This window comes from Rhodanobacter sp. FW021-MT20 (assembly GCF_041107475.1).
Lineage (GTDB): Bacteria > Pseudomonadota > Gammaproteobacteria > Xanthomonadales > Rhodanobacteraceae > Rhodanobacter_A > Rhodanobacter_A glycinis.
Genome location: NZ_JBGBPX010000015.1, coordinates 17,293 through 41,519, shown reverse-complemented (window position 1 = coordinate 41,519; position 24,227 = coordinate 17,293). Strand labels below are relative to the sequence as shown.

General features: G+C 63.5%; 23 protein-coding genes. 5 read left to right on the top strand and 18 right to left on the bottom strand.

The window, feature by feature from the left end; translation table 11 throughout:
• Position 1 precedes the first annotated feature (1 nt).
• The 3 genes from AB7849_RS14845 to AB7849_RS14835 form a co-directional block, all read right to left on the bottom strand.
• The gene (locus AB7849_RS14845; RefSeq protein ID WP_008217294.1) at positions 2 to 1,069 is read right to left on the bottom strand and encodes an FAD:protein FMN transferase; all 1,068 of its coding nucleotides are present in this window, start codon (positions 1,067 to 1,069) and stop codon (positions 2 to 4) included.
• Positions 1,070 to 1,137: 68 nt separating this feature from the next.
• Positions 1,138 to 1,443, bottom strand: a complete 306-nt coding sequence (locus tag AB7849_RS14840; RefSeq protein WP_008217292.1) for a high-potential iron-sulfur protein — start codon at positions 1,441 to 1,443, stop codon at positions 1,138 to 1,140.
• A 61-nt stretch (positions 1,444 to 1,504) separates the two neighbouring features.
• On the bottom strand, positions 1,505 to 2,698 hold the full coding sequence (locus tag AB7849_RS14835; RefSeq protein ID WP_369501228.1) for an NAD(P)/FAD-dependent oxidoreductase: 1,194 nt from the start codon (positions 2,696 to 2,698) through the stop codon (positions 1,505 to 1,507).
• An 861-nt stretch (positions 2,699 to 3,559) separates the two neighbouring features.
• On the opposite strand from AB7849_RS14835, the gene ubiU reads away from it, so the two are divergent.
• From ubiU to AB7849_RS14810, 5 genes are all read left to right on the top strand, one after another.
• Positions 3,560 to 4,558, top strand: a complete 999-nt coding sequence (ubiU, locus tag AB7849_RS14830; RefSeq protein ID WP_008217288.1) for a ubiquinone anaerobic biosynthesis protein UbiU — start codon at positions 3,560 to 3,562, stop codon at positions 4,556 to 4,558.
• 4 nt (positions 4,559 to 4,562) lie between these two features.
• The gene (locus AB7849_RS14825; protein WP_202799681.1) at positions 4,563 to 5,450 is read left to right on the top strand and encodes a U32 family peptidase; all 888 of its coding nucleotides are present in this window, start codon (positions 4,563 to 4,565) and stop codon (positions 5,448 to 5,450) included.
• Positions 5,451 to 5,643: 193 nt separating this feature from the next.
• Entirely contained in the window at positions 5,644 to 6,036 is a 393-nt protein-coding gene (locus tag AB7849_RS14820; RefSeq protein WP_008217285.1) for a DUF2946 domain-containing protein, read from the top strand.
• A gap of 225 nt (positions 6,037 to 6,261) precedes the next feature.
• Positions 6,262 to 6,408: a hypothetical protein gene (locus AB7849_RS14815; RefSeq protein ID WP_157618241.1), complete on the top strand. Its 147-nt coding sequence runs from the start codon at positions 6,262 to 6,264 to the stop codon at positions 6,406 to 6,408.
• Positions 6,409 to 6,505: 97 nt separating this feature from the next.
• On the top strand, positions 6,506 to 8,755 hold the full coding sequence (locus AB7849_RS14810; RefSeq protein ID WP_369501227.1) for a TonB-dependent receptor: 2,250 nt from the start codon (positions 6,506 to 6,508) through the stop codon (positions 8,753 to 8,755).
• A gap of 204 nt (positions 8,756 to 8,959) precedes the next feature.
• Here the strand turns inward: AB7849_RS14810 and AB7849_RS14805 are convergent, their stop codons facing one another.
• From AB7849_RS14805 to AB7849_RS14735, 15 genes are all read right to left on the bottom strand, one after another.
• The gene (locus AB7849_RS14805) at positions 8,960 to 9,637 is read right to left on the bottom strand and encodes an anaerobic ribonucleoside-triphosphate reductase activating protein (protein ID WP_008217278.1); all 678 of its coding nucleotides are present in this window, start codon (positions 9,635 to 9,637) and stop codon (positions 8,960 to 8,962) included.
• The gene (nrdD, locus tag AB7849_RS14800) at positions 9,634 to 9,828 is read right to left on the bottom strand and encodes an anaerobic ribonucleoside-triphosphate reductase (RefSeq protein ID WP_008217275.1); all 195 of its coding nucleotides are present in this window, start codon (positions 9,826 to 9,828) and stop codon (positions 9,634 to 9,636) included. Before nrdD ends, AB7849_RS14805 begins: the two co-directional genes overlap by 4 nt.
• Before the next feature lie 51 nt (positions 9,829 to 9,879).
• On the bottom strand, positions 9,880 to 11,640 hold the full coding sequence (locus AB7849_RS14795) for a ribonucleoside triphosphate reductase (protein ID WP_081491894.1): 1,761 nt from the start codon (positions 11,638 to 11,640) through the stop codon (positions 9,880 to 9,882).
• Positions 11,641 to 12,098: 458 nt separating this feature from the next.
• Positions 12,099 to 12,758, bottom strand: a complete 660-nt coding sequence (gene trhA, locus AB7849_RS14790; RefSeq protein WP_008217271.1) for a PAQR family membrane homeostasis protein TrhA — start codon at positions 12,756 to 12,758, stop codon at positions 12,099 to 12,101.
• 47 nt (positions 12,759 to 12,805) lie between these two features.
• Positions 12,806 to 14,014 (bottom strand): beta-ketoacyl-ACP synthase I, encoded by a 1,209-nt coding sequence (gene fabB, locus AB7849_RS14785; RefSeq protein ID WP_008217269.1) that lies wholly within the window; start codon positions 14,012 to 14,014, stop codon positions 12,806 to 12,808.
• A gap of 1 nt (position 14,015) precedes the next feature.
• The gene (gene fabA / locus AB7849_RS14780) at positions 14,016 to 14,531 is read right to left on the bottom strand and encodes a 3-hydroxyacyl-[acyl-carrier-protein] dehydratase FabA (RefSeq protein WP_008217268.1); all 516 of its coding nucleotides are present in this window, start codon (positions 14,529 to 14,531) and stop codon (positions 14,016 to 14,018) included.
• 119 nt (positions 14,532 to 14,650) lie between these two features.
• Positions 14,651 to 16,099 (bottom strand): L-aspartate oxidase, encoded by a 1,449-nt coding sequence (locus tag AB7849_RS14775; protein ID WP_369501225.1) that lies wholly within the window; start codon positions 16,097 to 16,099, stop codon positions 14,651 to 14,653.
• Entirely contained in the window at positions 16,096 to 17,121 is a 1,026-nt protein-coding gene (gene nadA, locus AB7849_RS14770) for a quinolinate synthase NadA (protein ID WP_037102783.1), read from the bottom strand. The genes AB7849_RS14775 and nadA overlap by 4 nt, the downstream gene beginning before the upstream one ends.
• A gap of 34 nt (positions 17,122 to 17,155) precedes the next feature.
• Complete coding sequence (gene ubiT, locus AB7849_RS14765; RefSeq protein ID WP_008217262.1) at positions 17,156 to 18,025, bottom strand: ubiquinone anaerobic biosynthesis accessory factor UbiT; 870 nt, start codon at positions 18,023 to 18,025, stop codon at positions 17,156 to 17,158.
• Complete coding sequence (locus AB7849_RS14760; RefSeq protein ID WP_050984407.1) at positions 18,025 to 18,429, bottom strand: putative zinc-binding protein; 405 nt, start codon at positions 18,427 to 18,429, stop codon at positions 18,025 to 18,027. The genes ubiT and AB7849_RS14760 overlap by 1 nt, the downstream gene beginning before the upstream one ends.
• The gene (locus AB7849_RS14755) at positions 18,426 to 19,682 is read right to left on the bottom strand and encodes a hypothetical protein (RefSeq protein ID WP_369501224.1); all 1,257 of its coding nucleotides are present in this window, start codon (positions 19,680 to 19,682) and stop codon (positions 18,426 to 18,428) included. The genes AB7849_RS14760 and AB7849_RS14755 overlap by 4 nt, the downstream gene beginning before the upstream one ends.
• Entirely contained in the window at positions 19,663 to 20,046 is a 384-nt protein-coding gene (locus AB7849_RS14750) for a sulfurtransferase TusA family protein (RefSeq protein WP_369501223.1), read from the bottom strand. Before AB7849_RS14750 ends, AB7849_RS14755 begins: the two co-directional genes overlap by 20 nt.
• 54 nt (positions 20,047 to 20,100) lie before the next feature.
• A complete protein-coding gene (locus tag AB7849_RS14745; RefSeq protein WP_008217259.1) occupies positions 20,101 to 20,790 on the bottom strand; it encodes a YoaK family protein in 690 nt (229 codons plus the stop codon).
• Between the two features lie 124 nt (positions 20,791 to 20,914).
• Positions 20,915 to 23,086 carry a nitric-oxide reductase large subunit gene (locus tag AB7849_RS14740; RefSeq protein ID WP_202799680.1) on the bottom strand — a complete coding sequence of 724 codons (2,172 nt, stop codon included), beginning with the start codon at positions 23,084 to 23,086 and terminating at the stop codon, positions 20,915 to 20,917.
• Positions 23,087 to 23,350: 264 nt separating this feature from the next.
• The gene (locus tag AB7849_RS14735; RefSeq protein WP_008217257.1) at positions 23,351 to 24,064 is read right to left on the bottom strand and encodes a helix-turn-helix domain-containing protein; all 714 of its coding nucleotides are present in this window, start codon (positions 24,062 to 24,064) and stop codon (positions 23,351 to 23,353) included.
• Between the last annotated feature and the right edge of the window lie 163 nt (positions 24,065 to 24,227).

The window sequence follows — 24,227 nt, the reverse complement described above, 5'->3', positions numbered from 1 at the left end:
CTCAGACCACCTCCGCATGGCCGGAGAGTTGCGGCAGGTCCCTGGAACGCCAGCTCGTGCGGTTGTCCCTGGGAAACACCAGCCACTGGTTGTTCCGCGAGGCCATGACTTCACGCAGCCGCGGCAGCGGCATCGAGGCGGCGGCCACGCTCATGGCATCGGCATCCACCGACGACTCGGCCATGACCGTGACGCTGGAGTAGTTCAACGGGGAATAGCCGGTATGCGGATCGATCACGTGGAACAGCTTCTTGTCGGACGAGTAGAAAATCCGGTAGTTGCCTGATGTCCCGAGTGCCGCATTGCGTAGCGTCAGGATGGCTGCAACCCTGTGGATATCGCCGGGATCGACGATACCCACGTGCCATTGGCGGTTCGAATCGCTGCCGGAAATCGCCCGTACGTCACCGCCGGCATCCACCAGCGCCGTGTCGATCCCCGCGGCCTTGAGCGACGCGATACCCTGGTCGATGACGTATCCCTTTGCCAGTCCGTCCAGGGTCACGGCCATGCCCGGCAAGGTGAACCGCACGCCTTGCGCATCCAGCACGATACGGCGATAGTTGATTAACCGATCGCGCACGCCGATGCGCTCGCGATCGCCAGCCCCCAGCACGGCGGGCTGGCGCAGCGACTCGAAATACTGCAGCACCGGCAACACGCTGATATCGAAGTCACCGTCCGTCGCCGCCGAAATTTCCAGCGAGCGATGGAGCACGTCACGCAGTTCCGGCGGCAAGTTGCCGAGCCGGCCGTCACGGTTCAGGCGCGCCACCGGCCCGGCCGGATCAAAGCGCGTAAGCACGGCAACCGCCTCGCCCATGCGCCGGAATGCCGCATCAATGGCGAGCCCTGCCTTGTCGACGTCGTCGGCCAGGCAGGTGATCGCCACCGAGGTCTGCATGAGGGTCTGCTCGCGGCGCACCTCGAACAGGCTCCGTTCACGCCGGAGCACGAACCAGCCTGCTCCGCCGGCCAATCCGCCGGCCGCCGCCACGCCGGCCACCGCCTTGAGAAGTTTTCGACGTGCGGGCGAATGCAGCCCTTCCGTCGCTACCGGAGCTTGCATGAGATCAGCCTCCAACGGCTGCGAACCGATCAAACAGACGCTTCAGACGAAGCGGGTGCTGCCTTGTTTCAGGCCTTGCGCGCGTACATGACGCACCAGCCTTGCGGGGAAATGCTTCCCTCGACGACCTTGCAGGTGCCGGCCTCCTTCGGCGTTTTCCCCGGGATGAAGTGGATGCAGTTGTCGCATTGGTCTGCGCCGTGTGGCTTCGGCTGGTACATCGCCACGGCCTGCGGGGCCTTGCCGTCCTGTGCCCGTGCCGGCGCAGCCTTCAGCAGGCCGGTGGCGGCGACGGCGCCTATCACGGCAATGCTTGCACCGTTCTTCAGCAGCGTGCGTCGGCTGGCGCTGAATTGAGCATCGTTCTTTTTCACATGTGTCTCCTGGGACTCTGGTTGCTTCACTTTCTGCACGCACGACGCGTCGGCGCGCAGTTCACGGGATACTGGCTGGCGCAGGTGTCTCTCTCGCATGGGTGGTCACCTGTGAAGGCGGCACAGGTTCGCCATCGGGACCGATCGTGACGCCAAGGCGCTTGTGCATGATCGGACTGGTCGTCGTGTACTGCAGGTTCACCTTCTCGCCCGGATTGAGGTATTCCTTCACGGCGAAGGCGCACAGTGCCGCTTCGTGGAATCCGGACAGGATCAGCTTCTTTTTCCCGGGATAGGTATTGACGTCGCCAACGGCGAAAATGCCCGGCGTCGAGGTCTGGAATGTGCCGTTGTCGACAGCCAGCTGGTGGTACTCGAGCGCGAGTCCCCATTCGGCGATCGGCCCCAAGGCCGGATGCAGGCCCCAGAACACCAGCAGTTGCTCCGCATCGACACGCCGGACCAGGCCGCTCCGGGTCCGTACGCGTACCGACTCGAGCCTGTCCTGCGGAGCTTCGAGCCCGACGATGTCGCCTTCCAGGAACTGCATGCGTTGCTCGTCGCACAGCTCCTGCATTCGCCGGACATGCGCAGGAGCCGCACGGAACTTGGACGACCGGTGCACGAGGACAACACTTCGTGCACGCTCGATGAGCGCCAGCGTCCAGTCCAGCGCAGCATCACCGCCACCGGCGATGACGATGTCCTTGCCATCAAAAAGGTCGGGACGGGTGACCTTGTAGTGAAGTGACGTGCCTTCGAGTCCCGCAGCCTCGGGCAGGTCCAGCAAGCGCGGCGAGAATGCTCCCAGGCCACCCGCGACAACCACCACGCCTGCATCGAAATGCGTTCCGGCATTCGTGACGACTTCGAACCGTCCGCTCGCCATGCGCCGAACCACGGATGCGGTTTCGCCAAGATGGAATCGCGGTGAAAATGGACGTATCTGCTGCTGCAGACGGTCAACCAGTTCCCGGGCATTGCATACGGGTATCGCCGGGATATCGTAGATCGGCTTGTCGGGATAGAGCTCGATGCACTGGCCGCCGACCTGGTGCATCGAGTCGATCACGTGCGCATTCAGGCCGAGCAATCCAAGTTCAAACACCTGGAACAGGCCCACCGGGCCAGCGCCGACGATGACCACATCGGTGCGAATCGTTACGTCGTTCATCGAAGTGCCAGTCCCATGCAAGCTCATTGCTTGGGGGGAAGTCTGCGAGGCCCCGGAAAACGGAGTGTTGACATCGATCAACTCGTGAAGCGACGCGACGTGCGGCGCGCTGCCGCATGGAGCAATGCATTTCAATTGCAATCGCGAACCGTTTCGTCCGTTGTTTTGAAGCCGCCGGTCATATGGGTTGCAAAGCACATCCGTCTGCCGAACAGGTTCCCGGGCCGAGGCACATGCACCTGAAGTAGACATGTCCGGACATTCTGCCGGCCTCATCCGTGCCCGGACGGGACGACGATAGCCGGGGGCCCGCCCTTCCCTAAGTTTTGAAGCGGCGCCCGCAAGTGGCCGTTACTTAGGCGAAGCCCTGCGGCGGAGGGCTGGCTGCGCCCCATCGTTTCCAGCGCCGGCCTGCAGATGAAACCCGGCCGCGGATTCCCATCGTCAGCGCTGTGGCCGACCCGACGTCGCTGCCTGACTGTCGCTCTTCTTGGTCGGGAGTGACGACCCTGCCCCTGTTGTCGACACCGACACGATGCAAGACTCGCCACTCAATGCGTAGGCCCATGGTCACGGGCAGCGATATCGATCGGCCCAGCAACGATGGGACAGCGGCAGCAGATGCCGGGGCAACGTCATCCAGCCCGATCATCGCCCGGACGAAACGGCCAACGTGCACAACAGCCAGTGCGGCGTTTCCCCTGGCACTTCCGCCTTGGGTCTTGATGCCCCGGATGCAGGCCACGGCGGGTGCTGCGCAGGACCTTTATTTAGGTCTTACCGGCACCTAATCCCTGCAACGGGTGGTGATGATGCCGGCATGGCACCCTATGGATATCACGCGTCGCTCGATGACGTCGCCATCGAAGACTGACTCAGATCAATACGCCCGTGAATGGCTCCTCCCAAGATGCAAGCTGCCTTTATCGGAGAGCCATTCTCATGCAACTGATCTGTCCTGCCGGCAACCTGCCGGCTCTGCAAGCGGCGATCGATGCCGGAGCCGATGCGGTCTACGCGGGCTTTCGCGACCAGACCAACGCGCGTGCCTTCCCCGGGCTGAACTTCAGCGACGCGGAGTTGCGTGACGGTATTGCCTATGCGCACCTGCGCAAGCGCAAGGTCTACCTGGCCCTGAACACCTACCCGGACAGCGCGCGCCTGGCGCAGTGGTACAGCGCAGTGGACAAGGCCGCCGACTTCGGCTGCGACGCCATCATCGCCGCTGAAATGGCGGTACTGGACTACGCCACGCGCACTTATCCATCGCTGGCTCGGCACCTGTCGGTGCAAGGTTCGGCCACCACCGCGCCCGCGCTGCGTTACGCGCATGAGCGCTTCGGCATCAGCCGCGCGATTCTGCCGCGCGTGTTGTCGATCCAGCAGGTCGAGCGCCTGTGCGCCGGCTCGCCGGTACCGCTGGAAGTGTTCGCGTTCGGCAGCCTGTGCATCATGGTTGAAGGCCGTTGCCAACTGTCCAGCTACGTCACCGGCGCCTCGCCGAATCGCCACGGCGTGTGCTCGCCGGCCAGTTTCGTGCGCTGGGAAGAACACGGCGACGGTCGCCGCAGCGTGCGCCTCAACGGCGTGCTGATGGATCGGTTCGAACCGCGCGAGCCGGCCGGCTACCCGACGGTGTGCAAGGGGCGCTTCGAAGTCGGCGGTGAAACCTTCCATGCACTGGAGGAGCCGACCAGCCTGAACACGCTGGAGCTGCTGCCGCGATTGGCAAAAGCCGGCGTGGCGGCTCTGAAGATCGAAGGCCGCCAGCGCGGTGTCGCCTACGTTTCCTCTGTTACCCGCACCTGGCGCGACGCGCTGGACCGTTACCACGGCGCACCGGATGCCTGGCAGTTGCAACCAGGCTGGCAATCGTCGCTGTCGAAACATGCCGAAGGCCACCAGACCACGCTTGGCCCCTACCACCGTTCCTGGCATTGATCCGATGAACACGATGAAGTTGAGCCTTGGCCCGCTGCAGTACTTCTGGCCGCGCGAACAAACCCTGGCGTTCTACCGCGAAGCCGCCGGATGGCCGGTCGACATCGTTTACCTGGGCGAGACGGTATGCAGCAAGCGGCGCGAGCTGAGCACGCGCGACTGGATCGCGCTGGCGGCCGAGCTGACCCGCAGCGGCAAGCAGGTGGTGCTGTCGTCGCTTGCACTGATCGAGGCCGAGTCCGAACTGGGCATGCTGCAGCGGCTGGTCGATCATGGCGATTGCTGGATCGAGGCGAATGATCTGTCCGCGGTGCAGCTGTGTCGCGAGCGCGAAGTCCCCTTCGTCGCCGGCCCCACGCTCAACGTGTACAACCACCAGGCTTTGGCCATGCTGATGGAGGACGGCCTGGTCCGCTGGGTCCCGGGCGTGGAGCAAGGTCATGCCCTTCTGCGCGAGCTTGGCGAGGCGATGCGCGCCGAGCAGCGCGAAATGCCCGAGCTGGAAGTGATCGCCTTCGGCCGCCTGCCGCTGGCCTTCTCGGCGCGTTGCTTCACTGCGCGTGCGCTGGATGTGGCCAAGGATCAATGCGGCTTCCGCTGCATCGATTACCCCGATGGCATGCCATTGGCCACGCGCGAGGGGCGCCCGTTCCTGCGCATCAACGGCATCCAGATTCAAGGCGAAGAAGTGACTGACCTCGGCCCAGAACTGCCGCAGTTGCGTGAGCTGGGCGTGGACGTGCTGCGGCTGTATCCACAGGCCGAAGGCATGGCCGAGACGGTGGCGCACTACCACCTCGCCCGCCGCTCGCCACAACCGCCGCCGCGCATCGCTGCGCGCAACGGCTACTGGCATGGCAAACCGGGGATGCAGACGACGGGTGCGGCTTGAACCAGGCACGCCACCGATTTTCGTACATGCATGACGGAAGCTCTTCACGCGAGAGTTCACCCGACCGTGCGAAGGGAATCGGTCGCATCGGCCGGAACGATGGCGCGTTGCGACATTTCGCCGTGTTGCATGCTTTGTCGGATCGCGTGAGAGCATGGCATGATGGCTGGACTAGGGTCCATGGTTCGATCCTATGGGGGATGACTTGATCCGCAGGCACGTTCAACGCGGTTTTGTCATGCGGCTGGCCTTGGTGGCCTTGGGCCTGATCCTCTTTGTACCCTCTATCTCCCGTGTCCTGTATGCCTGGTCGACCCAAGGCACCGCCATGGTTTCCATGGCAAACGATCACTCCGGCCGCACCCGTCATGAACACCCTGGCATGCCCAGTCAACCGGGCATGCCGACGAATGGGGACGTCTGCGGCTATTGCACGCTGATGTGCCACAGTCCGGTGCTGGCATCGGACCTCGACTTCACCATCCTTCCCTTGCCGAAGCCGCCTTACTTGACGACTCCCGGGAAGGTTCGTGCACCTGTGACTGCCTCGCTGGAACGTCGCTCCCGCGGCCCACCGGCCGTCTAAGCCTCCACTCGAATGCGACGAACTTCGCTGATGGCCATCCCCGCCTGTCCACTCGAGACAACGGGGGCTTCACGTTGTCCTGATCGTCCCTCATTCGTTTACCGGGATTGACGCCACGCTTCCGTCTCCTTCGCCACACGCCTCGCGTGCGAGTGGTGTTGCGTGCCTGCTTCCCCTTCGGGGATGACGGTGACTGCTTCCGGAAGACCAGACGCAGGCTTCGGCATGTTCTCACTCAACGCGGGCTGTTGCCTGGATGCATACGATATCGACGACCTGTACGACAAGACCCACGCCGAGCACCTGAACGCCGCGCGGGAGGGCCTGATCGGCCATGTCAACACCGGGCCGGATCACACCGTATGGCCGTAGCCGCAGGTCAAGCTCGATCGATGAATCATCCATGGCCGGCCACGCTCCTTTTCGCCAAAGCGCAACCGGTGCGCACTTCCCATTTCAAGGCATCATCATGAAAGAAAAAGCATTCAAGAGATCTGTCGGCCCGATGTATGGCAGCTTGATGGTCTGTGCACTGGCAGCCGCAGGACCCGCCTTTGCCGAAGATGCTTCGACACAGGCAAGCCCAGACAATGCCACCAGCCTCGGTACCGTCACCGTATCGGCCAGTCTCAACCAGACCTTGGCCGAGGACATGCCGCTGCACACCACGGTCATCACGCAGGACGACATCAAGAACTCGACGTCGCAGACGCTGGATCAGCTATTGCGGACGGTTCCGGGCTTCAATTTCACGGGCGTCCCCGCCGCCATCTCGGATCCGACCGGCCAGCAGACCAAGATGCGCGGTCTCGGCAACGCCAAGGTACTGGTGTTGCTCGACGGCATTCCGATCATCGACCCGTTCTATCTGACGACGCAGTTCCACAAGGTGGCCCTGGCCGACGTCGACCACATCGAAGTCATCCGCGGCGGCACGTCCAGCCTCTGGGGAAACATGGCGGTGGCCGGCATGGTCAACATCGTCACCAAACGCCCCTCGGACAATACCGGCGTCGTCACCGTCGGCGCCGGAAACCATGGCACCGCCAGCCTGTCCTGGAGCCAGAACTTCAAGGTGTCCGACGCGTTGGCGCTCAACCTGGCAGTCAACCAGTACCGGACCGACGGCTATATCACGACGCCATCACCGTACCGTTGGAAGTTTCCGCGACAGCGGGCCAACTCGGCGCGTGATACGAACATCGAGCTATCGGCTTACTTCCGGCTCACCCACAGCCTGAACGGATTCCTCCGCCTGGGCAACCACGAGCAGGACCAGCACATCGGCTACAGCTATGGCCGGAATCTGCAGAAGAATCCGGACGGGGCACTCGGGCTGGATCAGCGCTTCGACAAGGACAGCTCGCTGTCCTTGCGCGCCTGGGCACAGAACGTGCACTTCACCAAGTACAACGGGGCGACGTGCTATTACCAACTCGCTGGCGGATGCCTGAACAGCAATGCCAAGGACCAGGTCGTTTCCAACGATGTGGTGGAGTACTACAGCCAGTACGGCGACTTGCACTATCGCGAGCGGGGAAGCTCGCTGACCTATTCCAGATTCTTCAACGCGTTCTTCAATAGCCTGCAGGTCGGTATCGACTATCGCCACCTCTCGGCCAAGGACTCCGAATCGTTCTTCGCCACGCCCGGCAGCCCGGAGATCCCGCAGGTCCTGAACGCCACGGGGTACGGTCGAGGCGAGCAGACCTTCGGCGGCGCGTTCGTGCAAGCCAAGGTCTCGCCGCTCGACGTACTGCAGCTCACTTTCAGTGGCCGATACGATTCCTGGCGCAATACCGATCAGGTCCACACGCTGACCAAGGCGTCGACCGGCGTGGTCTCCGGTGGCACACTGCCCTCCAGCAGCAAGTCCGCGTTCAACCCCGGCCTGGGATTGCACTACGACGCCACCGATACCTGGTCGTTCCGTGGCGCCACCTACAAAGCCTTCCGCGCGCCGGGCTTCAACAACACCACCCGCAGCTACGGCGTCGGCCCTACCACCGTGGCCAATCCGGACCTGGGACCGGAAACCATGACCGGCTGGGAGGTGGGCAGCGACTACCGCAACGATGCGGTTTCGCTCGGAGCCACCTACTTCCGTTACCGCATCAAGGACATGATCGCCACCTACCGGATCACCTCGGCGATGGGTGCGCCACAGCCGGTGCTGAGCCTGTGCAGCTCGTCAGCGGCCGCTCCCAACCTCACCAACTGCGGCGGCTCGGCCAACTACTACACGAACGACCAGAACGGCGAATCGCATGGCGTCGAACTGGACGGCAGCTGGAGGATCGCTCCGTCGTTGAAGCTGGGCGCCTATTTCACCTACACCCACACCTACCTCACCAGCGAAGCGTCCTCCATCACCACGCCACTACATGTCCAGCTTGTGGGCATCCCGGAGAAGACGGGGTCGCTGGACGCGACCTGGAATCCGACGGACAGGATCACGATGTATGGGCAGATGTTCTATGCCGGCCCGATGTACCTCGACGAGACCACCACCCACGGCACGAATTACGGGCAAGGTGGAAACGTCATCTACAACGCGAGCGCGAGCTATGCGCTCAACGACAACCTGGACCTGTCAGCCAGCATGACGAACATCTTCGGCAAGAAATATTCGGAAAATGCCTACGCCGTCACGCAGCCCTGGTCGCGCACGCTGTCGATGCCACGTACATTCTTTGTCTCGGCCACGGTCAAATATTGAATAGACTGGTTCCGATAGCCCTTACCGCCGTCACCCATGCCAGGGCACCATCAATCGCCTCTACCTCCGGAAGACCTGGAAACCCGTGACCGTCGACCGGCCAGTCCACCTGCCCGGCGACGGACACGGCGTGAGCGCGGGATTCAACTGCCGCTTGTGAACGTCGCGGATTACGGGACCACGGTTCACCGTGCATGCCGCCGCTCATGCTCCCGGCTGGTTGCCCCGGAACACGAACGACGCGAAGCCCTCGCCCAACCGCCGTAGATCCGGGGTTTTCCATTCCGGATGCGGGTGCCCATCGATGCGGCATTCCTGCAGCGCCCAATGTCGCACGCCGGCATCACGCAACTCATCGGCGAGATGATGCAATTCATTCTCGGGGAACAACCCGGGATGCCAGGTGGTACGGCACTCATGAGCGACCCCGCTGTGCAGCACGTCGTGCAGGCTGTCGCCGACCTTGCGGCCACTGCCATGGCGGCGCGTGACGCTGTCGTAAAGATGCCACGGCGCCTTGACGTCCAGGCCGATCCAGTCCAGTCGTGCCAGCATTGGGCGTAATCGTTCCGGGTACATGCCACCGGTATGCAGGGCGGCGCTGTAACCCAGCCCACGCACCACGTCGATGGCTTTGCCCAAGCCAGCCTGAAGGGTCGGCTCGCCACCGGAGAACACCACGCCGTCGAGCAGGCCGCGACGGCGTTCGAGAAAGGCCAGCACCGACGTCCATGCGACGCCGGTACCGGCCCGGGCGGGCAGCAGGTGCGGGTTGTGGCAGTAGTCGCAGCGCCACGGACACCCCTGCAGGAACAGCACCGCCGCCAGTCGACCGGGAAAGTCGATGGTGGTCAGCGGCGTCATGCCGCCCACCCGGATCATGCAGCGCGATCCAGCCCCGCCGCCCGCTCCTCGAAGAAGCGGCGTTCCATGTGCTCTCCCTGCTTGCCGATATTGAAGCTCGACACAGGGCGGTGGTAGCCCATCACGCGGGTCCAGACCTCGCAGCGCTGGCGCTCGCTGTCGGCAAGGACGGGGGTGGGGGCTTCGGTGGATGATGCAGTGGTACCCATGGTCGTTCTCCGGTGTGTTCTGTCGAGGGTGGATGCTGCGGTAGTGGCGCTTCAGGCGGCCTGCCGGCGCTTGCGGTCGAGGAGAGCCTCGTCGCAGCGAGGGCAGAATGCGTACTCGCCGGCCAGATAGCCGTGCGTGGGACAAATCGAGAAGGTCGGCGTGACCGTGATGTACGGCAATCGGAAGCGGCTCAGCGCGCGACGCACCAGCTCGCGGCAGGCGGCGCTGCCGGACAACCGCTCGCTCATGTAGAGGTGCAGCACCGTACCTCCGGTGTAGCGCGTCTGCAGTGCGTCCTGCCGCTCCAGCGCCTCGAACGGGTCGTCGGTGAAGCCGACCGGCAACTGCGAGGAGTTGGTGTAGTAGGGATTCGCCTCGGTGCCGGCCTGCAGGATGTCGGGCCAGCGCTTGCGATCTTCCTTGGCGAAGCGGTAGGTGGTGCCCTCGGCCGGCGTGGCCTCCAGGTTGTAGAGGTGGCCGGTCTCCTCCTGGAAATCGGCCAGCTTCCCGCGCACGTGATCGAGCAGGCGCAGCGTGAACGCATGGCCTTCCTCGCTGGTGATGTCGAGCGTGCCGCCGCTGAAGTTGCGGATCATCTCGTTGAGGCCATTCACCCCCAGCGTGGAGAAGTGGTTGCGCAGCGTGCCGAGATACCGTTTGGTGTACGGGAACAGGCCCTCGTCGATCAGCCGCTGGATCACCGTGCGCTTGATCTCCAGACTGCGCTTGCCCAGCTCCAGCAGTTCGTCGAGGCGCTCCAGCAGCGCGGGCTCGTCGCCGGCATGCCGATAGCCCAGGCGTGCGCAATTCACCGTCACCACGCCCAGGCTGCCGGTCTGCTCGGCGCTGCCGAACAGGCCGTTGCCGCGCTTGAGCAACTCGCGCAGGTCGAGCTGCAGGCGGCAGCACATCGAGCGGATCATGCCGGGGTCGAGCTCGGAGTTGATGAAGTTCTGGAAGTACGGCAAGCCGTACTTGGCGGTCATGTCGAACAGCCGCCCGGCATTCTCCGACTCCCACGGGAAATCCGCGGTGATGTTGTAGGTGGGGATCGGGAAGGTGAATACCCGCCCCTTGGCGTCGCCGCGCGTCATCACCTCGATGTAGGCGCGGTTGAGCATGCCCATCTCGGCCTGCAGCTCGCCGTAGGCGAACGGCATCTCCTCGCCGCCGATCACCGGCACCTGTTCGCGCAGGTCGGCGGGGCAGACCCAGTCGAAGGTGAGGTTGGTGAACGGCGTCTGCGTGCCCCAGCGCGAGGGCACGTTGAGGTTGTAGATCAGCTCCTGCATCGACTGCAGCACGGTCGCGTAGTCCAGCCCATCCTTGCGGACGAACGGCGCCATGTAGGTATCGAACGAAGAGAACGCCTGCGCACCCGCCCATTCGTTCTGCATCGTGCCGAGGAAGTTGACGATCTGCCCCACCGCCGAGGACAGGTGCCTAGGCGGGCCAGCTTCGACCTTGCCGGGTATGCCATTGAGCCCTTCCAGCAGCAGCGTGCGCAGAGACCAGCCGGCGCAGTAGCCTGACAGCATGTCAAGGTCGTGGATGTGCAGGTCGGCGTTGCGATGGGCGTGGCCGATCTCCGGCGGGTACACGCGCGACAACCAGTAGTTGGCCGTGACCTTGCCCGAGGTATTGAGGATCAGCCCGCCCAGCGAATAGCCCTGGTTGGCATTGGCGTTGACCCGCCAGTCGGCGCGGCTCAGGTACTCGTCGATGGTGTCGACCACATCGACCTGGATGCGCTCGTTGCCACCTTCTCCCCCCGTCGGGGCCACTGTACAGCCATGTTCAGCATCGCTCATATTTCACCCATGAACACAATATGTTGTGTAAATCATGGGATTAAAAAACCATATATGGATTGATCCAGATCAGGATCCATGTCGATCAGGTGCCGTCGGACGATCGCCGCAATCGCGTGCGATCGGCTGGCACCCCGGGAGCGCCGGCTGCGACAGCCGACAGGACCGTCGCCTCCCCCTGTCGCATCCGATGCCCGTAACGTGGACCATCCGCACGTCATCGCACAAGCCAGAACCGCGCCCCAACGACATCACCAGCCGCGGAGACACCAAGGCCACGATTTGATTTATGTACGCGTACCAAGCAGCCGGGACGCCGACCGCAGCCCCGGTGGTATGCGACAGCGAGGTGCTTTGCGTCCCCCCGGCCCCTCACTGGAGTCCCCTCTCCTGGCAACCATGGGTTCCGGGACTCCACTCCACAGCCGGTCCGGTCAGCGAGCCACTCCCGCCACGAATCAGAGTGCGTACAGCAGTACCGCGAAGAAGTGGCAGACGGTGCCGGCAAGTACGAACAGGTGCCAGATGAAGTGGCTGTAACGCAGTCTTCCGTCGAGCACAAAGAACACGACACCCAAGGTATAGGCCAGGCCGCCAGCGGCAAGCCAGGCCAGGCCCCCCGCTTGCATGTGCAGCCAGAGTGGCCGGATCGCAATCACTCCTACCCACCCCATCATCACGTACAACGCCGTGGACAGCCGGGGAAAGCGCAGCCCGCCCATCGCCTTGAACAGCGTTCCGGCCAGGGCCATGGTCCAGATCGTACCGAGCATGGCCCAGCCCCACCCGCCTCGCAACACGCCCAGCGCTATCGGCGTGTAGGTACCTGCAATCAGCAGATAGATGGCGACGTGGTCCAGCGCCTGCAGGATCGCCTTGACCTTCTGCTGCGGAATGGCGTGATAAAGCGTCGATGCCAGGTAAAGCGCCAGCACGCTGCTGCCGAATACCGCGGCACTGGCCACCGCATACGTTTTGCCACCGTGATAGGCATGGATGATCAGGACAGGCAGGCCGGCGATCGCCAGCAACAAGCCCAAGCCGTGGCTGAGACTGTTGGCGAGCTCTTCGCCCCAGCTTTGTGGCCGGCAGATCGTGCCGGCATCCGTCGAAGACATGCTGCGGGTTCCTGTGAAAATCATCGGGTCAACATGACCGCGCGGAATCAGGCCTTGGCGAACACTAGGCTGGCATTGGTACCACCAAAACCGAAGCTGTTGGACATCACCGTGGCCAGCTTTGCCGCTCGGCTTTCGCGCACGATCGGAAAGCCTTCGGCGCGCGGATCGAGCTCATCGATATGGGCCGAGCCGGCCACGAAGCCGCCATTGAGCATCAGCAGGCTGTAGATCGCCTCGTGCACGCTGGCCGCACCAAGCGAGTGGCCAGTCAGCGCCTTGGTCGAGGATAACGGTGGCACGGCATCACCGAACACGCTGCGTACTGCATTAAGCTCGACGATGTCGCCCAGCGGGGTGGCGGTACCATGGGTGTTCAGGTAATCGATCGGCGTGTCGACACTGGCCATCGCCATTTGCATGCATCGCACGGCCCCCTCACCCGATGGCGCCACCATCTCGGCCCCGTCGGAGGTGACACCGTAACCGACCAGTTCGGCATGAATGCGCGCACCGCGCGCCCTGGCGTGCTCGTACTCCTCCAGCACCAGCATGCCGCCACCGCCGGCGATGACGAAGCCGTCGCGACGAGTGTCGTAGGGACGCGAGGCACGGGCCGGAGTGGCGTTGTGATGGCTGGACAGCGCTCCCATCGCATCGAATTGCGCGGTCATGCCCCAATGTTCTTCCTCGCCGCCACCGGCGAACATCACGTCCTGCGCACCATGGCGGATCAGGTCGGCCGCGGCGCCGATGCAGTGTGCCGAGGTGGCACAGGCGGCGGAAATGGAATAGCTCAGGCCAAGGATACCGAACGTCGTGGCCAGCGTGGCCGACACCGTCGAACACATCGTGCGCGGTACCATGCACGGCCCGATCTTGCGCACGCCCTTCTCGCGCAGGATGTCACCTGTCTCGATCTGCCACTGCGCCGAACCGCCGCCGGAGCCGGCAATCACGCCGATGCGTGGATGCCGCACCTGCTCCAGCAGCAGGCCCGCGTCGGCGATCGCCGAGCGCATCGCCACGTAGGCGTAGGCAGCGGCATCACCCATGAAACGCTTCAGCTTCCGGTCGATCGCCACATCGAGATCGATCTCCGGCACGCCAGCGACATGGCTGCGCAATCCGCGTTCGACATATTCGGGAATCGCCCGGATACCGCTGCGGCCATCGCGCAACGCGCGTGCCACCGTTGCCGGAAGGTTGCCCAGGCACGACACGATGCCCATGCCCGTCACGACGACACGGCGCATCTCAAAAGCCCCCGGTGGACTGGAACAGGCCAACGCGCATGTCGCTTGCCACGTAAATCAGGCGGTCGTCGACAAAAGTCTTGCCGTCGGCGATCACCAAGGCCAACTTGCCGCGCATCACGCGACGGATATCGATCTCGTAGCTCACCCGCTTCGCACTCGGCGTCACCTGCCCGGAAAACTTCACCTGACCCACGCCCAGCGCACGCCCCCTCCCGGGCTCACCCAGCCAGGGCAGGAAGAAACCACTGAGTTGCCACATGGCATCCAGGCCAAGACAACCGGGCATCACCGGATCACCGATGAAGTGGCAGTCGAAAAACCACAGGTCCGGGCAGATATCCAGTTCGGCCTGGATAACTCCCTTGCCATGGTCTCCGCCCTGTTCGGAGATATGCGTGATGCGATCGAACATCAACATCGGTGGTGATGGCAAGCGGGCATTGCCGTCACCGAAAAGTTCGCCACGACCGCAGGCAAGAAGTTGTTCGTAATCGAACGAGGAAAGACGTGTCATGAATTGCTCGCGAAATGAGGAAAGCCCAGTGTGACGAGTCCGGCTTCATTCCATCTTGACCCCGATCAACCCTCGCCCGTGCTGGCTGCGGTAAACCACTGCTGCTCACGCCGCCCGGCTTAGGCCACACAGACGCGATCACATCGGTGGTGTGCCCCCAGCGAGTGCCTGCGCAGGCGCATCGCATGCAGCAGCGTCTTGGCCAGCGTGGCCTGCCAGCCGATGCGTGCCAGCTTCGTGCAGGTCCGCAAGGCATCGCGCAAGGCAAGGTCTTCACGCACGGGGCCGCCCGCCTGCCAGAGTAGCTCGCGCAACGCTGCAAGCTGGGCAGCCGGCAGGCTGTTGCCGCGTTCGACCACCTGAATGACGCCATTTCCGATTCTGGAGCGTGCCGTGTTCGCCAGCACCTTGCCCAGCCGTCGCCCGCACAGCACGCTCTCCAGCAACGAATTGCTGGCCAGCCGGTTCGCTCCGTGCACGCCGTTGCAGGCCACCTCGCCGACGGCGTAGAGACCCGGCACGCTGGTGTGCCCGTTGCGGTCGGTTGCCAGTCCGCCCATGTGGAAATGTGCCGCCGGCGTGACCGGCAATACGCTCCGCCGCGGATCGAAACCGTGTTCCAGGCATGCCGCCAGCACGGTGGGGAAACACCGTTCCCAGTCGCCCTCGACGCCGGTCGCATCAAGCCAGGCCTGGCCGCCCGATGCCTGTATTTCGGCCACACGACGCGACACCACGTCGCGCGGCGCCAGGTCGCCCAGCGGATGTACGCCGGCCATCAAGGCGTGGCCGGCGTCATCGTGCAGCCGGGCACCGGCCCCTCGCAACGCCTCGGTAATCAGCGGCAGGCGCTGTCCCGGCACATCCAGCGCGGTGGGATGGAATTGCACGAACTCCAGATCGCGCACCGCGGCACCCGCGGCCAATCCCAGCGCGAGACCCGCACCATCGGCACCCGGCGGATTGCTGGTACGCGCAAACAGGGCACCGATGCCACCGGTGGCCAGCACCACGGCTGATGCCTCCACGTCTTCAACCCGCCCGCGTCCGTCGCGGGTTCGCACACCCACCACGCGCTCATCACGGAGCAGCAGGCCATCGACGTCGACGCCGCCACGCCACTGCACGTGGGCGGCGGCCTGTGCTTTCGCACGCAGCGCCTGTATCAGTGCCGCGCCGGTGGCATCGCCGCCGGCGTGCACGATGCGCGCTGCACCATGTCCGCCTTCCCTGCCCAGCAACAGCCCGCCTTCGGTATCGCGATCGAAAGCCACGCCCTGGGCCTGAAGCCAGGCAATCGCGCCCGGCGCCTCTGCCGTCAGCCACTGCACCATCGGCGCATCGTTGTGATTCGCACCGGCCACCAGGGTATCGGCGGCATGCGCGGCAGGACTGTCTTGCGGGTCGACTGCCGCCGCGATACCGCCCTGGGCCAGTGCGCTGGCACTGCCCGCACCATCGTGTGCGCGACATAGCAGTCGTACCGGCGCCGGTGCCGCCGCCAACGCGGCGGTCAGTCCGGCCACCCCGCTCCCCACGACCACCACCGGCAGGCGTGCGTGTCTCATGCCCGCTCTCGCCGGCCCACCGACAACATGCGATCCAGAGCAGCCCGTGCACGCACGCCGACATCGGCGGGAATCTCGATCATGTGCTGCAGGTCGCGCAGGCAGGCGTAGACGTTCTGCAAGGTGATCCGTTGCATGTGGGGGCACAGATTGCACGGCCCGATGAATTGCGTGGCCGGAAACTGCGCGCGCAGGTTATCGGCCATCGAACATTCGGTGATCAGCGCCACCCGTTCCGGCCTCTCCCGCTCCAGCCACCTGCCCATCGCGGTGGTAGAGCCGACGAAGTCCACCTCGGCCAGCACCTCCGGCGGGCATTCCGGATGCGCCACCAGCTTTGCATCGAATTGCTCGCGCGCATGCCGCGCCTGCTGCGCGGTGAACTTCTCATGCACTTCGCAGCGGCCATGCCACAGCACCAGCTCGACGCGGGTCTGGCTGGCGACGTGGCGGCCAAGGAATTCGTCGGGCAGGAAGATCACCCTGTCCGTGCCCATCGACTCGACCACCTGCACCGCATTGGCCGAAGTGCAGATCGCATCGGATTCCGCCTTCACCGCAGCAGGGGTATTGGCATAACTCACCACCGGAACGCCCGGATGTCGTGCACGCAGCGCCAGCACGTCGGCGGCAGTGATCGACGAGGCCAGCGAGCAGCCGGCTTCGAGATCCGGGATCAGCACGGTCTTTTCCGGTGCCAGGATTTTCGCGCTCTCGGCCATGAAGTGGACGCCGCACAGGACGATCAGAGGGGCGTCGCAGGTGGCCGCGGCATGGGCCAGACCCAGCGAATCACCGGTAATGTCGGCCACGCCATGGAAGATCTCCGGCGACTGGTAGCTGTGCGCCATGACCACCGCACCGCGCTGCTTCTTCAACCGGTTGATTGCGTCGATCCACGGCAGGTGCAGCGGAATTTCCAGACACGGCACCAGCAGCTCCAGGCGCTCGACCAGTGCCGCGTATTCGTATTCGAGTTCATCGCACCAGATTGGCACGGGCAGACTTGCTTGGTCGGTCATCAACATGGTCGGCTAGGGAGAACAACGGAATGCGTCAGGCCGATTCGCCACGATGCGCCGAACGGGCCGCACGGGCGAAACGGGCCCCCCGGTTGAGGACGATGCGTAGTGCCAGTGGTACCGATTCCCATGGCAGGCGTTCCAGCAGGTTGCGTGCGGTGAGTCCCAACTCGGTGTCGCCGGTAAGATTCAGCGCACGCTGGAAAAACAGCGTGTCGGCGTCTTCCAGGCGACCGGCCAGCAACAGCAAGTCGGTCGCGCTGCCACGTACGCTGGCCTCGGGTTCGGCATCGATCACGCGCAGGCGATCGCCCTCCAGTTCCAGCACCCAGCGCAACTGCAGGTCGCTGACTTCAATAGCCAGGCGGCGGCCGCGCATGAAGTCCAGCGTGCCATCCTGCAGCGGCACGTCGAGCACGCGTGCCATCGCCCTTTCCAGCAAGGCGTGCTGGGCCCGTGCTGGCAACATGCGCAGCAACGGCGCTACCGCTCGCGGCGGCGGCAGCAGCCGTAACAGGCGTCGTGCGAGAGACTTCGTCGGTAACGTATCGGTCAATGTATTTGTCATGGCGGACGGCATGATGGCGTGCATAGCCGCAGTAGCGTCTTGATCAGGATCAACCATCACGCCCTGCAGCCGACAGGCATCGCCAATGGCAAGGTCCAGTACGCCGGTGGCGGTGCGCTGCGGCAGATTCAGACGCCATGCCAGCGCTTGCGCTCGGGCGCGAACCCTGCCTTCGCGCATGGGATCGCGTGACGGTACGCCGGCACGCGGCTTCACGGCGGCTACGCCTTGCACCAGACGCCGACGTGCCGCAAGCAACACGATCAGGCCATCATCGACATGATCGATGGCCAGACGCAACTGTGCCAGCATGAAGCGTGCGGACACGGAAGACATCAGGCAGCCCCCGCGGCGACTACGGGACGCGCCTGATCGTGCCCGAGGGCTTGTGCCGCCGGTAATACTACGGTGGCATACAGTGTCCGTGCATGTGCGTGGTCGAAGTCGGCATGCTGGCGTTTCTTCACACCGAAGTCGGACAGCAACACATGCGTGTCGGCGACCACTCCTACGGTGGCGAGGCAGGCCGAAGCACATTTCAGCACACAGCCGTCCAGCGCGAGTATGCGGCGCCCGCTTTGCGCCGTGCGCACCAGCCCCGTGACTCCACCGCCCACGCCGGCGATGCACGACATTTCAGCGGTGCCGGCACGGTCCAGCCACAGCGCAAGCTGGTTGGCCATCTGCGCTGCGCTGGAACAGCCAGAGCAGGAATAGACGAGGGGCAACTTGGTGTTCACGGGCGATCCTCCACGGTCAACAGGAAACGGCTTCCGCGACGACTTGCGCCGGCCAGCGCCCGGTACTGTCCGCCCCAGGTCAGCAGCAAGGCCAGCCCGGTAGCTCGCGCAAGCCATGGCTGCGGCCAGCACACGGCCGCAACCAGCAACAGGTCGGCCAGAACCTGTGCAGACAGGGCTTGCAACTTGTCGCGCTCCGGCAGCAGCCGCTGTACACCCGGCAGTTGGATGCCGCGGCGCACGCACCGGCGCAGGTCAATCCAGCTCAGGAAGGCGACAATTTCGAACGCCATCCCGTTGACCAGCAGTGGAAGGCCGATAGCCAGGCCGAGTACCGCGGCCAGCAGACTCGCATCGGCATCGACAAGCAACACCAGTGCTGCTGCCGCCAGCGTGACCAAACCGATTCGCCAGCTGTACAACAGGGCACCACGGCGCAGTCGCGTGGCACGCCACTGCATCCACAACAAGGCGCCGGCAAACAACAGCACGTGAACCGCAACGAGCTGGCGCAACGGTACCGCGGAAACATGCGCCGCCCGCATCCATCCCCCCGCCACAAGAGCCGTCACCAGGCTGCCCAGCCAGAGGGTCTGTACCGGTGCCGGAACGGTATCCGTGCCTTGGAACATCGGCATTACGATCCGCGCCACGCTGGCGACCAGCACGATGACCCAACCCAGCACGGCCCAGCTGGCATGCATATCGACCCAGTCCGGGTCCAGCGCCGCGAGATTGCCGCCCAGGCCCAGCGCAAGCCGCCCACCCAGCACGGCCGCGACCAGGGCGCTGACCAGCGACACGACAAATCCGGCACGCAACAGGCGCTGTGAAACCGCGCAAAGGATACCCGGCAGCAACATGGCCGCGAGCAGCATGAAGCTCAACGGCAACAAGATGCCCGCCGCGGTGAGTGCGAGTGTCCACCCCGCACGCAGGCCGCAGACCAGCAATACGCCGCCAACGTTCAGCAGGCCGTACAGAGGCCATCCCAGCCATCGGAGCGCCAGCGGCCGTGCACCCACGACCACCGGAGTAAATTGCAACAGACTGCCGAACATGGTGTTGCCGAGCACACCCAGGGCGTAGACGTGGACCAGCGCCAAGGTCGCGGGCTGCCAGCGGTCCAGCAGCGCGCCGGAGCCGTCCAGACACAGCAACACGCCCCCCGCCATGCCCCACAACGGCACGGCGAGTAGAAAACGACGCGGCAAGGATGCCCGCGGTGCCTGTTCAATCGCGAGTCGGGTCATGAGCCAGCATGCAGCCAACCTCCACCCGGGTTCCACCATCGGCCAATACCGACGTACGGACGTCATAGCCGCGAGCCGCAAGTAAATCCAGCAGAGGCAAGGGATGGAAGGGCGTCAGCACACATACGACCTGCCCCGGCGCCAATTGCTCCACAAGTTCCAGCGCCCGCTCGAATGGCAATGGGCTGGGAAGCCCCCGCAGATCATGCTCCAGCATGGCGGTCGTGCCGTTCTGGCGGGTCACTGTACGAGACGGAAGTCCAAGCATGCGGCCATTGCAGCAGGTCTGCCGACCTGACGGACTGACTTGGATCAGTTTGTGGCGATCATGGCCTGCCAGGCTATGGCCATGGGCTATGGTCATCGCGACACGTGGCGGAAGATGGACAGGATCCTTGCAGTTGCGCCACCGACGAACTTATTTCGGTCCTACTGGCGTCCCTGGCCTCGAGTACTGGCGATACAGGCCGTAGCCCAGCCCGCAGGTGCCCGTGAGGATGGCGGGAATGAGCAGCGTACGCTCCCCCATAAAGGGAAACAGCACCGCGCCAGCGGCGCTACCAAGCATGAAGCTGCTTGCCACCAGAACGGTTACCCGCATGCGTAACGTGTCCACCGGCAACCCGCGCAGGTAATGGCCGATATAAACGCCAAGGTCAGTGAAGAAGCCCGTCACGTGGGTGGTGCGGATCAAGGTACCGCTGTAGGTTGTGACCATGCCGTTTTGCAACCCTACCGCCATCGAGGCCAGATAAAGCCCGATGACATTGGATGTATCCAGCAGCGGTACGGAAGCGAACAGCAGTATCGATTCCAGCACCAGCGCCACGCCATAGCGTCGCCCGAGCTTGAGTGTGCTCTTTTGCACGATGGCACCGCTCAATACGGCGCCGGCAACGAAAGCCACGATCGTAAGCGCCCAGTGCAGCGCCTCGCCACCATGTCCCTGCCCCAAAGCAAGGCCCAGCAAGCTGTCGTTGCCTGTCATGTTGCTGAGGGATTGATGCCGGAAGCCGAGATATCCGGCCGCGTTGACGAGGCCGGCAATGAAGGCCAGCACGCCGGTCCCATACCACGCCCAACGGGGCAAACGTCGCAGCCATGGCACGTGATCGACTCCTCATGGTTTCAAGTGGCTGTGCAGCAATACGTACTAAAGAACCGGTTGGCCATGCAGGTAACGCAAGAAGGAGGCCCGCCTTGGCGGGCCTCCTCCATTGCATTACCTGCAATCAGGCAGATTGCTTCGAGCCATGTACTAGCAAGGTGTCCCGGGGGCTACGCTGCGCCCACAACTTGGCGACAAAATCCCAGGCCATCAGCAAGGCACCCACGGCAAACACGATGTCGCCCGGCATGCGCATCCATTGCCAGAAGGTCGTGGTGTCGTAGAACTTCATGCTGCGTGCGTACGCATAGCCGTGCGTGTACACCGCCTCGAGTTGTGGCCAGCCGATCGGGAAGAAGTTCATCACGATCCACATCACCACGCCGATGTTGTAGAGCCAGAACGCCCAGATACCCGTGCGGTCACTCCACGGACGATCGCCATTGAGATAACGCAACGCCATGTACAGCAGACCTATCGCCAGCAGGCCGAAGGCGCCGAACATGGAGGTGTGCGCATGGTTGAGGGTCAGGAACGTGCCGTGTTCGTAATAATTGACCAGCGGGGCATTGAGCGTACCGCCACCAAAGACGCCGGCACCGACGAAGTTCCAGAATGCCGCCCCCAGAATGTAGAGGTAGGCCAGCTTGTACTGGAAGCCCTCCTTCTCCTTGATGTGCTTCTGCTGGTCGATCGCCTCCAGCGCCAGCAACACCAGCGGCAGCACCTCGATGAAGGAGAACATGCTGCCCACGCCCACCCAAAGACCGGGCTCACCGGCCCAATACAGGTGATGGCCGGTACCCAGTACACCGCCGATGACGATCAGGATCCACTCGAACAGCACGGCACGCTCGACCATCTGCCGCGAAACCAGGCCGAAGGCCATCAGGAAGTATCCCGTCACCGCTGCGGCAAACAGCTCGAAGGCCAGCTCCACCCACAGGTGGACTACCCACCAGCGCCAGAAATCGGTGATCGCGAACGACGGATTGGGCTTGCCCAGCGGAATCATGCCGAACACATAGAACACCACTACGGTCACCGTGCTCATCCACAGCAGGTGCTCGATCCGGAAGGCGCCCAGGATCGAACCGCCACTCTGCCGGAACAGTGATCGCAGCGTGGGCAGGAAGGCGCGTAGCAGTACCAGGCACCAGACTGCCAGACCCACGAAGAACAGGATTTGCCAGAACCGGCCGATCTCCAGGTAGGACAATCCCTGGTTGCCGAACCAGAACCAGTGCTTGCCCACCATCCCCATGATGCCGAGATAGTCGCCGACAAGGGCGCCGACGACGATGACCACCAGGACCCAGAAAATCAGGTTTACCAGCCCGCGTTGGCCGGCAGGCTCGCGTTTGCCGATCAGCGGTGCCAGGAACAAGCCGGCACCGATCCAGCTTACGCCGATCCAGACAATCGGAGCCTGCAGATGCACGCTGCGCAGGAACGCGAACGGCAGCCAGTGATCGACATCGATACCATAGAATCCGGCGCGATCAGTGTAGTAATGCGCCATGATCGAACCGGCGAGGATTTGCAACAGCAGCACACCGGCGACCACCAGGAAGTACTTCCAAAGCGCTTTCTGGCTGGGCGTCGGTTTCATGAAACCCTGCAGTACCGGTTCGAAGGTCTCGTTGGCAGCCTTCGGTTCGATCCATAGCCTGAAGATCACCAACACCGCGCCGATGGCGAAGAACACCATGGTAAAGGAGGCCCAGGTCCAAACGAACGTGGATGACGTGGGTGCATTTCCCACCAGCGGCTCGGCCGGCCAGTTGCTCGTCCAGGAATAGTTCTTGCCCGGTCGATGGGCCACTGTGGTCAGCGATGAATAAAGCAGGAAGCTGGCCGTCTGCTCCGCTGTAACCTTGTCCAGGCTGCGTGCCCGACTGTAACCCTTGGCAAAATTGTCGGTGAGCAAAGACGTGGCGATCTGCCCACGCAAGGTGATCAGCGCATCGGCTACGGCGTCAGTCAGTTGCACGTCGGACCGGGTCAGGTCCATGCCGTGCAATTGTGCACGCATCTCGCGGGTGATGCCCGCCTGCTGATCCGTGTCGATGGCATTGAACGGCTTACCATAGGTTGCCTGAGCCAGGTTGTCCTGCACTTGGTGCGCCAACTGCACCAGGTATTCGGCGGTGTAGTCGTTGCCAAAGGACGAGCCCATGCCATACAGGCTTCCGTAGTCCATAAGGTCTGCCCGCTGGAAGCCCGACTTGCCTGCCACGATGTCGGCACGGCTCATCACCACTTGGCCGTGTCTGCCCAGCATCTGTTGTGGCAAGGGAGCAACCTGCGCATAAGTGCTCTTCGTTGCCCACATCATCCCCGCACCGCAGAGCACAACGGCAAGCAGAAATATCCAGATCAACACCTTGCTGGTCCGGTCCTGGGGACCGGCTGGCCCTGAGTAGGGCACGGTTGTTTTCATTCCACCTCTCCTCGTTAGTAGCGCTGCCGGGCGTGCATGATGTTGCAATGGCCCGTCTTTGCGACTGACGTAGATCAGGAACCGACGTGACAAACTGTCACGTCAAGGAATGGTGGTTCAGTGCTCTATGGCACTGCGTGCAAGCATGCGTAACGCCTTGCCGTCCAGAATCTCCAGTTGCCGCCCTTCCAGCCGAATCAGTCCCCGTTCACGCATGTGCGTCAGCAACCGGCTGACCGTTTCCGAAGCGAGACGAAGGTAGTTGCCGATGTCGATCCGCGACATGTTCAGGACCAGGTGTCTCTCGGAAAATCCGCTCGCACCGAAGCGGTCAGACAGGTCCACCAGAAAGGCGGCCATGCGTACCTCGGCGGAGTGGTCTCCGGCGAGCATGGAAGTAAGCGCCAGCTCTTTGGACAATAGCCGAAACAACTGCTGCTGCAATTTCGGCATGCGCGATGCCAGTGCACTGATTGCCGGAAAGGAGAAGCGGCAGAAATAGGAGGTCTCCAGCACCACGGCGTCGCACGGGTAGTGCTCGGGATAGATGCCATTCAATCCGATCACTTCGCCGGGAAGGTAGAACCCCAGTACCTGTTCCTTGCCGTCCACGTCGACGCTGACCGTCTTGACCAACCCGCCGCGTACCGCATAAATGGCCTTGAACGGGTCACGCGTCCGGAACAGGCGCTCACCTGCCCGGAACGGTCCGACATGCTCGACCAGGACGTGGAGTTCGCCGAGCGCCACCTTGTCGTAGCCGGCGGAAATGCAGACGTTGGAAAAGGCACAGGTGCTGCAGAATCGCACCTCGTCGCCATCGTCAACCATCGGGTTGCGGCTCGGATCGACGATTCCGGGGGTTTTGGACGACATAGCGTGTGCCGATACCGACTCAGGTTGGATCATGATAGCAGCGGCGGCACTGCTCTCGTGGTTGATCCACATGCCGGCTGCGTCAAACAGCTCCAGGGGGTGACGCTGCCGTTTCAAC

What these genes read in the sequence shown, in the direction of transcription:
- ubiT (WP_008217262.1), bottom strand. Translation starts at nt 18,025, where the DNA reads ATGTCTTCCGTGTCCGCACGCTTCATGCTGGCACAGTTGCGTCTGGCC.
- nrdD (WP_008217275.1), bottom strand. Translation starts at nt 9,828, where the DNA reads ATGGGTACCACTGCATCATCCACCGAAGCCCCCACCCCCGTCCTTGCC.
- AB7849_RS14845 (WP_008217294.1), bottom strand. Translation starts at nt 1,069, where the DNA reads ATGCAAGCTCCGGTAGCGACGGAAGGGCTGCATTCGCCCGCACGTCGA.
- nadA (WP_037102783.1), bottom strand. Translation starts at nt 17,121, where the DNA reads ATGACCGACCAAGCAAGTCTGCCCGTGCCAATCTGGTGCGATGAACTC.
- fabA (WP_008217268.1), bottom strand. Translation starts at nt 14,531, where the DNA reads ATGACACGTCTTTCCTCGTTCGATTACGAACAACTTCTTGCCTGCGGT.
- AB7849_RS14825 (WP_202799681.1), top strand. Translation starts at nt 4,563, where the DNA reads ATGAACACGATGAAGTTGAGCCTTGGCCCGCTGCAGTACTTCTGGCCG.
- AB7849_RS14815 (WP_157618241.1), top strand. Translation starts at nt 6,262, where the DNA reads ATGTTCTCACTCAACGCGGGCTGTTGCCTGGATGCATACGATATCGAC.
- AB7849_RS14755 (WP_369501224.1), bottom strand. Translation starts at nt 19,682, where the DNA reads ATGACCCGACTCGCGATTGAACAGGCACCGCGGGCATCCTTGCCGCGT.
- ubiU (WP_008217288.1), top strand. Translation starts at nt 3,560, where the DNA reads ATGCAACTGATCTGTCCTGCCGGCAACCTGCCGGCTCTGCAAGCGGCG.
- AB7849_RS14735 (WP_008217257.1), bottom strand. Translation starts at nt 24,064, where the DNA reads ATGGTTGACGATGGCGACGAGGTGCGATTCTGCAGCACCTGTGCCTTT.
- trhA (WP_008217271.1), bottom strand. Translation starts at nt 12,758, where the DNA reads ATGTCTTCGACGGATGCCGGCACGATCTGCCGGCCACAAAGCTGGGGC.
- fabB (WP_008217269.1), bottom strand. Translation starts at nt 14,014, where the DNA reads ATGCGCCGTGTCGTCGTGACGGGCATGGGCATCGTGTCGTGCCTGGGC.
- AB7849_RS14750 (WP_369501223.1), bottom strand. Translation starts at nt 20,046, where the DNA reads ATGACCATAGCCCATGGCCATAGCCTGGCAGGCCATGATCGCCACAAA.
- AB7849_RS14795 (WP_081491894.1), bottom strand. Translation starts at nt 11,640, where the DNA reads ATGAGCGATGCTGAACATGGCTGTACAGTGGCCCCGACGGGGGGAGAA.
- AB7849_RS14775 (WP_369501225.1), bottom strand. Translation starts at nt 16,099, where the DNA reads ATGAGACACGCACGCCTGCCGGTGGTGGTCGTGGGGAGCGGGGTGGCC.
- AB7849_RS14810 (WP_369501227.1), top strand. Translation starts at nt 6,506, where the DNA reads ATGAAAGAAAAAGCATTCAAGAGATCTGTCGGCCCGATGTATGGCAGC.
- AB7849_RS14820 (WP_008217285.1), top strand. Translation starts at nt 5,644, where the DNA reads ATGGGGGATGACTTGATCCGCAGGCACGTTCAACGCGGTTTTGTCATG.
- AB7849_RS14805 (WP_008217278.1), bottom strand. Translation starts at nt 9,637, where the DNA reads ATGATCCGGGTGGGCGGCATGACGCCGCTGACCACCATCGACTTTCCC.